Source organism: Mameliella sp. MMSF_3455 (assembly GCF_030733205.1).
In the GTDB taxonomy this organism is placed as follows: Bacteria; Pseudomonadota; Alphaproteobacteria; order Rhodobacterales; family Rhodobacteraceae; genus Antarctobacter.
In genome coordinates this window covers 21420-33901 of the sequence record NZ_JASHJL010000053.1, presented here as the reverse complement: position 1 = coordinate 33901, position 12482 = coordinate 21420, and the positions used below count along the sequence as shown (strand labels likewise).

The following is a 12482-nucleotide window of genomic DNA, read 5'->3' as shown; positions in this document are numbered from 1 at the left end:
CGCCGCCCCCGGCGGCGGTGACAAGGTCGCCTCGTTGCGGCCACCTGCCGGTGCCGCGCCGGCCGGGCCGCAGATGTCCGCCCCCGGAAAACCGGCAGGAAAACCCGCAGGTCCGAATCCCGGACCCAATCCGGGGCCCAATCCCGGGCCGGGCCGCACCCCCGTGGGCCCGGCGCCCCGTCCCGGATCCGGGCCGGGATCCGGCGCCCCGCGCATGGCCTCGGGCGCGCGGCTGCGCCGGCGCCATTACGCGGTGCTGCTCAGCCTGCTGCTGGGCGTGGTGCTGCCGGTGCTGCTGGTGGCGGGCTATCTCTGGCTCAAGGCCGCCGATCAATATGCCTCGACCGTGGCCTTTTCCGTCCGCACCGAGGAAGCGGGCTCGCCGCTCGAGGGGATCCTGGGCATTCCCGGCATCTCGGGGTCGTCCTCCTCGGACACCGACATCCTCTATGAATTCCTGCAGAGCCAGAAGCTGGTCGAGGACATCGACGCCGAGATCGACCTGCGCGCGATCTGGTCGAAGCCCCAGGGCGACCCGGTCTTCGCCTTCGACAACGAGGGCACGATCGAGGACCTGGTCGAGCACTGGAACCGCATGGTCAAGATCTACTACGACGACGGCGCCGGGCTGATCGAGGTCCGCGCCCTGGCCTTTACCGCCGAGGATGCGCAGCTGCTGGCGCAGACGCTGTTCGAACATTCCTCGGAGATGATCAACGCGCTCTCCGCCATCGCCCGCGAGGATGCGATCCGCTATGCCCGCGAGGACCTGAACGACGCGCTGGACCGGCTCAAGACCGCGCGCGAGGCGGTGACCAAGTTCCGCAACGCCAACCAGCTGGTCGACCCTTCGGTCGATCTTCAGACCCAGGCCGGGCTCCTGGGCACGCTGGAGGCACAGCTGGCCGAGGCGCTGATCGAGTTCGACCTCCTGGCCACCTCCACCCGCGAGGACGACCCGCGCGTGACCCAGGCGCAGCGCCGCATCGAGGTGATCCGCGACCGCATCGACGCCGAGCGCCGCAAGCTGGGCCTTGCGGGCGGCGCCGAGGGTGGGGCGGATGTCTATGCCAATCTCTTCGGCGAATACGAACGCCTGGTGGTGGACCGCGAGTTCGCCGAGAAAAGCTATACCACCGCGCTGGCCACCTACGATTCCGCCCAGGCCGAGTCGCGCCGGCAGAGCCGCTACCTGGCGGCCTATGTGAAACCCACGCTGGCGGAAAGCTCGCGCTACCCGGAGCGGCCGGTGCTGCTGGGGCTGGCGGCGCTCTTCATCTTCCTGGTCTGGTCGACGCTGGTGCTGGTGGTCTATGCGCTCAAGGACCGGCGGTGAGACCCGGTCCGGGGCCCGTGACGCGCTGTTCGGACCAGGCGGGGCGCGCGCGCGAGCGCAGCCCGAAAAGTGGCAACCGGTTTTCGGATCAAGCTGCGCGAGCAAGATAAGATGATCCGCTTCGAAAACGTCTCCAAGCGCTATGTCACCGAGGGCCGCGAAAAGACGGTTGTCGAGAACATGACCCTGACCATCCCCTCGGGGCGGTCGGTGGGGTTGCTGGGGCGCAACGGGGCGGGGAAATCGACGCTCCTGCGGATGATCTCGGGGGCGACGGACCCCACCGAGGGCCGGATCGAGACCACCGGGCTGGTGTCCTGGCCGGTGGGCTTTGCCGGCTCCTTCCACCCGGACCTGACCGGGCAGCAGAACTGCCGCTTCATCGCGCGCATCTACGGCGTGGACACCGACGAACTGGCGCAGTTCGTCGAGGAGTTCGCCGGTCTGGGCATGCATTTCCGCCTGCCCCTGCGCAGCTACTCCTCGGGCATGCGCTCGCGGCTGGCCTTCGGGGTCTCGATGGGGATCGCCTTCGACACCTACCTCGTGGACGAGATCACGGCGGTGGGCGACGCGGCCTTCCGCGAACGCTCGGACCGGCTGTTCAAGGCGCGGCTGCGCAAGGCGGGGGCGGTGGTCTGCAGCCACGCCATGCCGCAGATCCGGCTCCTGTGCGATGCCGGGCTCGTGCTGGACGAGGGGCAGGCCTATTACTACGAGGATCTCGAAGAGGCCATCGCCCACCACGAGGACAACATGAAACGCGCCGCCGCCATCTAGGGACGCGTTTCGCGCGCGAAACACCGCGGGGGCATGTGGCCCCAAGAGGCGCCGGGGCGCGGCGCTTTCCCGCTTCTTCTCTGCAAAAATACTCCGGGGGGAGCCGCAGGCGGGGGGCAGCGCCCCCCTAGACCCGTCCCAGCAGCGCGGCCAACCGCAGGAAGCTGGTGGCGCCGGGGCGGTCCCGGGTCAGGCCCAGCCGGGCGTGCAGCCGGGCGCGCCCGATCCCCCGGGGCGGGGCGCTGTCCAGCGCGTCGAGCATCGCGCGCGCCTCCGCCGTCAGCAGCGGGCGGGCGCGCTCCAGCGCGGCGCGGTTCGCGGCCTGCCAGCGGGCATAGGTCGGCCCCAGCACCATCGCGGCCCGGGACAGGCCCGCCAGCAGCCCGCGATGGGCGCCGATCACGTTCTCGCCGTGCTGGCGGTAGTCCAGCACCACTTCCGGAGAGACCGTGACCGTACCGCCGGCGCCCGAGATCAGCAGGTAGAGCCACCAGTCGTGAAAGGGCACGTCGACCGGGCCCGCCGCGCGCACCAGCGCCAGCGCTTGCGCGTTCAGCACCGCGCAATGGCCCGCCACCCGGTTCTGCACCAGCGCGTTGCCGAAGGAAGGGGCGCCGGAATGCACCCGGCTGAGCCCCAGCCCCCGGCCCGCGCCATCGACGTGGCGGCTCTGGGCGCTGTAGACCGCCGGGCCCCGGTGCCGGGACAGGGCCATCAGCGCGTGGGAGAGCTTGTGCGGGTACCAGATGTCGTCCTGGTCGGCGATCGCGACGTGGGTTGCGGGCAGCTCGGGGTGGCACATCAGCGACAGGAAATTCGCCGCCGCCCCCCGGCGCGGCCCCTCGACCAGGCGGATCTCGTGGCCGGGCGTGTCGCGGCGGAACCGCTCGACGATCGCCCGCGTGCCATCGGTGGATCCGTCGTCCGAGACCCAGAGCGCCCAGCCGGGGTGATCCTGTGCCCGGAGGCTCTCCAGCTGCGCGGCCAGGTGGGCCGCCCCCTGGTAGCTGGCCAGCAGGATGGTGACAGGAGGAAGATCGGCGGGCAGGGCAGGGGGCATCACGGGACTCTTCGCTGGTGCGCGCCCTTCTAGCGGGCGCAGGGGCGCGGCGCAAAGCGGGGCTGCGCCGGCCGAGTCCGTTGACCGGCAGGGCGGTTTTCCGGCACTAATTCGAATGGGTTTCGACCGGGGCCACGGCGGTCCGCGGCGCGGGGCTGTCCCGTTTTTTTCAGGCGGTTTTCAGGGCATATGGTCACCATCACCGATCCGCGCTACGCGCTGCAATGGCATTTCGACCTCATCGGCGACATCGAGACGGTCTGGCAGGAGGTCAGCGGCGCCGGCATCCATGTCGGCATCTACGACGACGGCATGGACCAGGTCCATGTGGACCTGGCCGACAACTATGACGCCAGCCTGCATTACGTCGGCCTGGGCAGCGATGACGGCACCCACAACCCGGAGGCTTCCGGCCACGGCACCTCGGTGGCGGGGCTGGTCGGCGCGGCGCTGAACGGGGTCGGGGTGATCGGCGTGGCCTGGGGCGCGCGGCTGACCTCGGTGGATTATCTCAGCGACATCCAGATCCGGAGCGACGCGGTGGTCGAGGATGCCCTGGCCTGGGGGCGGGTCTTCGACGTGGTCAACCAGAGCTACGGCGTCAGGCCCGAGTTCTCGGACCACTGGGACCTGGGCGATCCCGGCAGCAATGCCTGGCAGGAGGCGCGCGGCATGATCCGCGCCGCGACCGAGGGGCGCGGCGGCCTGGGCACCGTCTTCGTCAAGGCGGCGGGCAACGATGCCAACGATCCCGTGCTGGCCGGCTACGGCATCCTGGGCAATGCCCAGGGCGAGGGGCACAACGTGCTGCACACGGTGATCGTGGTGGGCGCGGTCGACCGTGACGGGCAGGTGATGGACTACTCGAACTTCGGCGCCAACCTGCTGATCTCGGGGCCTGCCTCCAGCCAGACCTCGGACATCACCGGCAGCGCGGGCTATGCCACGGGCGCCTGGACCGGCAGCTTTGGCGGCACCTCGGCGGCGACGCCGCTGGTCTCGGGCGTGGTGGCGCTGATGCTGGAGACCGAGCCGGGGCTGGGATACCGCGACGTGCAGGAGATCCTGGCGCAGAGCGCGGCACAGACCGGGTCCGCCTATGGCGGGCCGGCCGAGGGCTGGGAGGCGGGGGAATGGCGCGCCTATGGCGGCACATGGAACGGCGGCGGTCTCAGCTTCAGCCCCAGCTACGGCTTTGGCCTGCTCGATGCCTTTGCCGCCGTGCGCATGGCCGAACACTGGCTGGAGATGCGGGGCGGCGCGGCGGCGACGGAAAGCAGCCTGGTTCGCGCCTCCTTCTCGCGGCAGCAGTCGCGCCCGATCGACGATTTCGCCGATACCGGGCTGAGCATTTCCGTTGACGAGGGCATGGTGATCGAACGTGTCTACGTCACCGTCGAGATCAGCCATGCCTTTGCCTCGGACCTCACGCTGACGCTGGTGGCGCCCGATGGTTCCGAGGTGGTGCTGGCCGAGGGCGATGGCGGCGCCAACGCGCTTTCGGGGGACTGGACCTTCGGCGTCGCCGCCCTGCGCGGCCTGTCCAGCGAGGGCACCTGGACGGTGCGGGTCAGCGACGGGACCCCGGGAGGCGGGGGCACGCTGGAGGGCATCGGGCTGGAGTTCCTCGGCCGTCCCGAAGACGGTGCGGACATCTGGACCTTCACCGCCGATTTCCCGGCGCTGCTGGCCGCCGATCCGCAGCGGGCGCAGGCCCATGACGGCAATGACGGCAGCGACTGGATCAATGCCGCCGCCCTGGCCGATCCGGTGACGATAAGCCTGGACGGGACCGCGACCCTGGCGGTGGCGGGCACGCCCTGGGCCGGGATCACCGGCGGGATCGAGAACGCGGTCTCGGGCGATGGCGACGACGTGCTGACCGGCGGGGCCGGGGCCAACCTGCTGCGCGCGGGGCGCGGCCGCGACCTGGTGACCGGGGCAGGGGGCGCGGACGACCTCTCCGGCGGGCCGGGGGACGACGTGATCCAGGGCGGCGGCGCGGGGCTCTACCACACCGAGATCTCGGCCCAGGTCTACCGGCTCTACCTGGCGGTCTTCGGGCGGCAGCCGGACGCGGGCGGGCACCAGGGCTGGGTGCAGCGGATCACCCTGGGCCAGAGGGGGTTGGAATCGGTGGCCTGGGATTTCATCGCCGCGCCCGAGTTTGCCAGGACCTATGGCGCGACCAGCGACGAGGACTTCGTCACCCTGCTTTATGCCAACGTGCTGCACCGCGCGCCCGATGCCGCCGGGCTGGCCTCCTGGCTGGCGGCGCTGGAAGGCGGGATGAGCCGGGCGCGGCTGGTGCTGCTGTTCGCCGAAAGCCCCGAGCACCAGGCCGCCACCGCCGGCGCGCAGGCGGCCCATGACCGGGCGCGCGACGTGACCTCCTGGTCCGACGACATGTTCCGGCTCTACCACGCGATCTTCGACCGCGACCCGGACCCGGGCGGCTTCGAGAGCTGGACCGGGGCGCTGGCGGCGGGCACGCGCAGCTTCGACCAGGTGGTGAGCGGCTTCATGGGCGCGCCCGAGTTCACCGCCACCTATGGCGCGGCCACCGATGATGCGGCCTTTGTCACCCTGCTCTATGAAAACGTGCTCAAGCGGGCGCCCGACCCGGAGGGGCTGGAGGGCTGGGTGGCGCGGCTGGAGGAGGGCATGACCCGGGTCAAGCTGGTGACGTTCTTCCTGGCCTCGCCGGAGTTCGTGGCCACCACCGCCCCGGCGCTGGCGGCCTGGATGGCGGCGCGCGGGGTGGACGACGTGCTGCGGGCCGATGGCGGGGCCGACGTGCTTTCGGGCGGGCTTTATGCCGACCGGTTCGTCTTTGCCGCCGATGGCGCGGAGGGCCCCGTGACCGTGACCGACCTGGAGCCCTGGGACGTGCTGGTCTTCGAGGGCTTCGGCATGACGGCGGCGCAGCTGCATGGGGCCATGATCCAGCAGGGAGACGATGTGGTGCTGGAGGCGGCGGGTGAAACCCTGGTCTTTCTCGACACCGAGCTGGCGCAGATCGATGCGGGCATGATCGAGCTGGCCTGACCGGGTGGCCTGACCGGAACCCGGGGCGGGGATGTTTCGCGCGCGAAACCCTCCGCCCCCGCCGCGCGGATCCCGGCCCCCGGTTTGCGCGGTTTCATGCCATTTTCCCGGCCGCGGGCGAGACCCGGACAAATGCAGTTGAGTTTCCGCGCGCCCTGCGCAATTCCGCCCCGGGGATGCCATGATCTGCGGGTCATGTTGCGCGCGTGAAACAGCCAGGGAGCCAGGGCATGACAACCGTCGCCAGCGATCTCGAACGCTACATGCTGGATCTGATCAACGCCGACCGGGCGGCGCTTGGCCTGGCGCCGCTGGTGCTGGAGCTGAACCTCAACAGCTCGGCCCAGGCGCATAGCGACTGGATGGTGGAGGCGGATGTCTTCAGCCACACCGGGGTCGGGGGCAGCAGCGCCACCCAGCGGATGCTGGCCGCGGGCATGGATCTCTCCGGCAGCTGGCGCAGCGCCGAGAACATCGCCGCGGTCTCGGTCTCCGGCTCGGGCGGCTATTACGACGAGGTGGCGCAGTTGCACGCCAACCTGATGAACAGCCCCGGCCATTACGCCAACCTGATGAACCCCGACCTGGTGGTGATCGGCATCGGCATCACGCAGGGGCCGCTGACCTACGAGGGCTCGGGCACCTGGCCCAGCGTGCTGGTGACGCAGAATTTCGCCGCCACCGGCGGTTTCGTGGATCTCGACCTGTCCGGGGGCAGCGGCAACGAGGTGCTGGCGGGGCAGGGCGGGGACGATCACATCGCGGGCGGCGCCGGCGACGACAGCCTGAGCGGCGGCGGCGGCGACGATACCATCGATGGCGGCGCCGGCACCGACACGGTTGTGGTGGACCAGGTGCGCGGCGCGGTGACGGTGGGCGGCACGGCCGAGGCGCCGGTGCTGAGCGCGCCGGGCATGGTGCTGACCCTGTCGGGCGTCGAGCGGGTGCGCTTTGCCGATGGCGAGGTGGCGCTGCCGGATCTCTACGGCGCGCCCGATCCGGGCACCGGCACGGCGGAGGGCGACCTGCTGCTGGGCGGCGAAGGGGCGGTGACGCTGTCGGGGCTGGGCGGCGACGACGTGATGCTGGGCGAGGGGCGCGGGCTTTACGGCACCGATGTCTCGGCCCAGGTCTACCGGCTGTATGCGGCGGTCCTCGGGCGCGAGCCGGATGTGAACGGGCACCAGGCCTGGGTCGCGCGGCTGGCCACCGGCGACCGCACGCTCGAGGAGGTGGTGACCGGCTTCATGGCCTCGCCCGAGTTCCAGGCCACCTACGGCAACACCACGGATGCAGAGTTCGTCACGCTGCTCTACAACAACGTGCTGACGCGAGACCCGGACGATGCCGGGCTGGCCTCCTGGCTGGCCAGCCTCGACGGCGGCATGAGCCGCGAACGCCTGGTGCTGCTCTTTGCCGAAAGCCCCGAACACCAGTCCCGCAGCGCCGACGCGCTGGCGGCCTTTGACACCGGCCACGACCCGACCGACCGGGTGGATGATGTATACAGGTTGTATCGCGGGATCTTCGACCGCGAGCCGGACGCGGGCGGGCTGACCGGCTGGGTCGCGGCGCTGGCGGGCGGCACGGCCTACCCGGCGGTGGTGGCGCAGTTCATGGCCTCGCCCGAGTTCCAGTCGACCTATGGCGCCACCACGGATGCCGAGTTCATCACCCTGCTCTACCGCAACGTGCTGGACCGCGACCCGGACCCGGGCGGCTTTGCCACCTGGTCGTCGCAACTGGCGGGCGGCATGGGCCGCGAAACGCTGGTGGAGCGTTTCGTCAACTCGCCCGAATACGTGGCGGAGACGGCGGCGGACCTGGTCGCCTACATGGCGGGTTTCGGCCCGGACGACGTGCTGCGCCCCGGCGCGGGCGACGACCTGCTCTCGGGGGGCATGTGGGCGGATACCTTCGTCTTCGACCCGGCGGGGCAGGGGGCCAAGACGGTGAGCGACCTCGAACCCTGGGACGTGGTCGACCTCACGGGCTTCGGCTATGCCGACGTGGCGGAGGCCATGGGGCATGTGACGATGGAGGGTGCCGATGCGGTCTTCGAGGACGCGGGCCTGCGGGTGGTCTTCCTGGGGGCAGAGGTGGACGCGGGGATGGTGCTGGTGTGAGGGGGTGCGGGTCGGGCAGGGTGGCGCTATCGCCACTCGGTGCGGCAGTTGACAAGCAGGCCCAACGGCCCGCGCTGACAGACCCTGACGCGCCTCTTTTTGGGGGCCTTCGCTTGCTGCTCCTGCCAGTCCTCGTAGCGTTCCTGGCTGTCGGAAAAGAGCGCCGTTTTTTGCGCTTCGTTCAGATAGCCCGAGACCGGAAAGCCTTTCGATTGCTGCCAGGCCCGGATCGCCGCGCGTGAGTTCGGCCCCAATGCGCCGTCAACGCCCTTGGTGTCGAACCCAACAAGCGACAACCGTCTTTGGACGTCCCTTCGTGTGTCGCGGTCCAGCGCCAGGGCGGCTTCGTCCGCCTCGGTGGCGAACGCCGGAATGCCCATCTCGGGAGACCCTTGCGCCGGGGGCGCAACGGCTTGAGATGGCCGGAGCGCTGCCGTCTCGATCACGGCAGGCCGCGCGGGGGACAGAGTTCCGGCCAGGTACTCTATGATCTGCTTGTCGCTCCAGTCCCCCTCGAGCGGCAATTCCGCAAGTGGAAGATCCGGGGCGAACAGGTAGACCTTTTCAAAATCCTTTGGGAATGGTGCCGCCCCGCTTGGGAAATCCATCGAGACAACGAATTCTCCGCTCTGATCCTTTCCATATACCACATTGCACCCGTAGGTTCCTTCCCCCAGGAAGCCGTCTGTGGGCCCCAGGACGGTGACGTTTCCGTCTTTTCGCGCGACTCCCCTTATGAAGTCCCTGCCAGCAAATGAGGATGTGCTCGGCGCCATCCACCCGGCCCCGTTCGCGCAGGCATTTATCGCGGCCTCTCGGCGGTCAAATGACGGGTTTCCAACAGGCGTGATCTCGATTTTCCAGGTGACGGCCTTGGTCACGGTATCGATATGGAACATGTCGCCTGGCGGTGTTCCAAGCATCTCGATCAACAGGTCTTCCGGTATCCGGTTTTCTCGATACTGTAGAAATTTCAGAATTTCACGGGTGCTTTGAATGGCGACTTCGTAAGCGTCAGTAACGCTTTTGGAATTGTACTCCCCATCGGGCACCACGAGACCCGGCGCATGGAACCCGAGACGTCCCCTTGGATGCAAGCGGCGGTCAATGAAGTATGTGCCCTCATACCCTTTCAACCCTCCAGCCATGAAGGCGATGCTGCAAGCGCTCTCACACACTTTCCCGGCACCAATCGCTGTCTTTATGCCGTATTGATCGATCACGTCAGCGATTTTTATCCCTTCCGGAAAGCTTCCTCCGGGACTGTTCAGGCAGAGCGTCTTTCCTCTTTGGAGGATCCAGTTCGACAGGTTCCACCAGTCATTTTCAACCATAATGGTGCGAATTTTATCGGCATCGCCCGCCACGATCGGACCGTCGAGTGAGATGTCGCAGTCCATGAGGGCATCGCCGCCCAAGGTGATGTCCGCTGCCTTCGAGGGAGTGTGTTGAAGCGCCAACCCGATGAGAAGCATGGCGAACAAGCGGAAATTCATTGACACCTCCAGGCAGCCCCTGTCCGAACAGATCATCGAAGATCATGTTCTTGGGAATAGTGTCATGTGGCAAGCCCGCGATCATTTCCCGGGCAACCTTGGCAAGAGCGGGCATGCCGCACCACAGATGGCGCCTGGAACAGTGCAACAACGTGCGGACTCTCCTGAAGCCGGAGGAGAAACGGGTCGCACGACTGTCTAAATTACATAACACGCATTATTGGTGGGCGCGCGGGCGCCCTGTCACCAGCCCTGCGCACGGCCCCCTCTCAGCGCGCGCAGCGGTCCAGCAGAACGTAGTCCAGGGCAAAGTAGTCGCGGATGAAATCCTCGATGTCGGGCGTCAGAAGGACCGCGTTGGGCAGGTTGCGGAACTTGTCCAGTTTCGCCGGGGGCACATCGGCCAGCATCTCGTCCACCGTGCCCGCGTGGCGGGGCGCGACGTTCTGCATGCCCAGCCGTTCCCCCTGCAGGTCCGGCCCGCAGCGGTCCAGCACGAAACGTTCGAAGGCGTCGATGTCCTCGATCCGGAACAGGTGGTCCCAGCGGCAGGTTTCCAGGTAGCGCGACTGCGGTGCCCAGTGCGGGTCCATCTCCTCGCGGGGGGCGAGGTTGATGTAGTGGCAGAACTGGCGGAAGGTGATCCCCTCCTCGACCTGCTCTTCGGTGATCTCCTCCTCGCGCAGCAGGAAGCGGTAGACCGGCGTGGTGTGATGCAGCACCGACGACACCCGGCGGTTGCGCACGAACTTGTCCCAGTAGCAGCTGATCAGCCGGTCGACCGGATCGCGCAGCAGTGCCACCCGCGCCCAGTCCGGGTCGCGCATGATGGCATCGAATTCCCGTTCAGAATGATAGCGCGCCTGCAGCCGCACCTTGCCGCTGTCCAGCAGCGTGTGCACCGGCTTGTCGGTCCTGTGCCCGGACAGGCGCAGCGCCCAGTCCTTGACCGAGGTATTGGCGACCTTGGCGATCGGGCAGAACAGGATCCGCGCCGGTTCCACCACCAGGATCGACCCGTCCCAGGGCCCGCGCCGGTGGGTGGCCAGCACCGGGCCCTTCTTCCAGTACTCGCGCGAGTTCAGCATGTTGTTTTCCAGCCGCCGCAGCGGCAGCTGGCGGTCGATCAGCGCCTGCGCGGTCTCGGGCTGCGGGCTGCGGCCGAGGTAGAACCGGTAGGTGGCTTCGATCAGTGCGGCGTCGACGGGGGCCTTTGGGTCCGGGTCGGTGCGATCCATGCGGGGTCTCCTGGGTCAGGCCGCGCCGAGGCGGGCATAGGCCGGGGGCAGCGCGGCCAGCACCGCCTCCCATGTATAGCGCGCCACGTCCCCGGGCGCGCGGCTGCCGGTGAGCGCGCCGGCGAAAAGCGCGCGCACATGGGCGCGGAACTCGGTCTCGGTCGCGGCGACATGGACGCCGCCCAGGCTCATCGCCTCTTCGAAGCCGCGAAAGGCGGTGCGCATGGCGATCACCGGCTTCAGCGTCAACAGCGCCTCGGCGGTCTTGAGGTTGGTGCCGCCGCCGGCGTTGATCGGCAGGCAGATGCCCCGGGCATGGGCCAGCAGCGCCTGCAGTTCGTCCTCCTCGACCCGGCCGGTGATGCGCACCAGGTGGTCGTTGAGACGACGGAAATGGCGGTGGCGGGCATCGGCCTGCAAAAGATCGCCGACCCCGCCCACCACGGCCAGGCGGGCGTCGGGCGGGATGCATCCGGGAATGCGGCCGATCACGTCCCAGTAGCCCTCGGCATTGGGCGCATGGCCGCTGCCGGCCAGCATCAGGTAATCCTCGGCGATGGGGCGCGGCACGGATGTGTCCAGCACCGGCGGCCAGCAGCCATTGGCCGCCACGATGACGGGGATGTCCCGCCCCGGCGCGCGCCAGCCCGCCAGCACCGCGGCATCCGCGGCGCTGACCGCCAGCACCAGGTCGGCGCGGGCCACCGCCTGCCGTTCCAGCGCCTCGGTCTCGGCGCGGTAGCGCTCGGGCGCCAGCACGCTCTCGATGTTCTGCGATCCGTAGACGACGGCGGGGCGCTGCGGCAGCCCCTCGGTCAGGGCGTCGAGCAGCGGCATCAGCCAGGGCTGTTCGAAATGCAGCACGTCGGGGCGGATCCCGGCCAGCCGGTGGCGCGCCGCCTCGAAGGCGGGCAGGCCCGGGCGCAGCAGGGTGTGCATGTGCAGGTCCTCGCGCAGCCCGGCCCGGGCCAGCTCGGCGTGCAGCTCCACCGGCAGCGCGGTCAGCGCCTCCTCGGCGTCATGCTGCGGGTAATGCGGCCCAAAGAAGAAGGGCATGGCCCTGACCTCGTGGCCCGCGCCGCGCAGCACGCGGGTCATCGCCTCCAGCCGGCGCTGGCCGCCGTGGAACGGCGAACTGACGGGATAGGTCGAAAGCGTGACGATCTTCACGGGGGCAGAGCTCTCGTTGGCCGGGGTGCGCGGTTCGGGCGGTGTATCGCCCCGTTCGGGGCCGGAATGCAATGTGCCAACTGTGCCACGCCGTCCCGGTCGGAGATCCGCCGCGCATCCGGGGGGCGTTGCAAGGAACAACCCTATTATCCGCCAAAAGAAGCAGCTTTCTTGGCAGTGATCAGCCTCTCTTGCCCCGCATGGGCCTCAGCCTGGCCACAACGTAGA

The 12482-nt window shown here is 69.0% G+C and carries 8 protein-coding genes; 4 read left to right on the top strand and 4 right to left on the bottom strand.

Features of this window, described 5'->3' with window-relative positions:
• Positions 1-1336: KpsE/RkpR family capsule polysaccharide export protein (locus tag RBB42_RS24800; protein WP_371931840.1), on the top strand; the 1336-nt coding region annotated here is incomplete at its 5' end.
• Positions 1337-1447: 111 nt separating this feature from the next.
• Positions 1448-2116 (top strand): ABC transporter ATP-binding protein, encoded by a 669-nt coding sequence (locus RBB42_RS24795; RefSeq protein ID WP_306043449.1) that lies wholly within the window; start codon positions 1448-1450, stop codon positions 2114-2116.
• A gap of 127 nt (positions 2117-2243) precedes the next feature.
• Here RBB42_RS24795 and RBB42_RS24790 read toward each other — a convergent pair whose 3' ends face one another.
• Entirely contained in the window at positions 2244-3176 is a 933-nt protein-coding gene (locus RBB42_RS24790) for a glycosyltransferase (RefSeq protein WP_305972072.1), read from the bottom strand.
• A gap of 189 nt (positions 3177-3365) precedes the next feature.
• On the opposite strand from RBB42_RS24790, the gene RBB42_RS24785 reads away from it, so the two are divergent.
• Positions 3366-6224 (top strand): DUF4214 domain-containing protein, encoded by a 2859-nt coding sequence (locus tag RBB42_RS24785; protein ID WP_305972071.1) that lies wholly within the window; start codon positions 3366-3368, stop codon positions 6222-6224.
• Positions 6225-6454: 230 nt separating this feature from the next.
• Entirely contained in the window at positions 6455-8350 is a 1896-nt protein-coding gene (locus RBB42_RS24780) for a DUF4214 domain-containing protein (RefSeq protein ID WP_305972070.1), read from the top strand.
• 26 nt (positions 8351-8376) lie between these two features.
• On the opposite strand, the gene RBB42_RS24775 is transcribed toward RBB42_RS24780, so the two are convergent.
• The 3 genes from RBB42_RS24775 to RBB42_RS24765 all read right to left on the bottom strand — a co-directional run bounded on the left by RBB42_RS24775 (position 8377) and on the right by RBB42_RS24765 (position 12254).
• A complete protein-coding gene (locus RBB42_RS24775; protein WP_305972069.1) occupies positions 8377-9846 on the bottom strand; it encodes a peptidoglycan-binding protein in 1470 nt (489 codons plus the stop codon).
• Positions 9847-10115: 269 nt separating this feature from the next.
• Positions 10116-11084, bottom strand: coding sequence for a sulfotransferase family 2 domain-containing protein (locus RBB42_RS24770; protein ID WP_305972068.1), 969 nt, complete (start codon positions 11082-11084; stop codon positions 10116-10118).
• Between the two features lie 15 nt (positions 11085-11099).
• Positions 11100-12254, bottom strand: a complete 1155-nt coding sequence (locus RBB42_RS24765; protein WP_306043447.1) for a glycosyltransferase — start codon at positions 12252-12254, stop codon at positions 11100-11102.
• Positions 12255-12482 lie beyond the last annotated feature (228 nt).

Excerpts from the sequence above, each read along its gene's own strand:
- RBB42_RS24795 (WP_306043449.1), top strand. The coding sequence starts at position 1,448 with ATGATCCGCTTCGAAAACGTCTCCAAGCGCTATGTCACCGAGGGCCGC.
- RBB42_RS24790 (WP_305972072.1), bottom strand. The coding sequence starts at position 3,176 with ATGCCCCCTGCCCTGCCCGCCGATCTTCCTCCTGTCACCATCCTGCTG.
- RBB42_RS24785 (WP_305972071.1), top strand. The coding sequence starts at position 3,366 with ATGGTCACCATCACCGATCCGCGCTACGCGCTGCAATGGCATTTCGAC.
- RBB42_RS24780 (WP_305972070.1), top strand. The coding sequence starts at position 6,455 with ATGACAACCGTCGCCAGCGATCTCGAACGCTACATGCTGGATCTGATC.
- RBB42_RS24775 (WP_305972069.1), bottom strand. The coding sequence starts at position 9,846 with ATGAATTTCCGCTTGTTCGCCATGCTTCTCATCGGGTTGGCGCTTCAA.
- RBB42_RS24770 (WP_305972068.1), bottom strand. The coding sequence starts at position 11,084 with ATGGATCGCACCGACCCGGACCCAAAGGCCCCCGTCGACGCCGCACTG.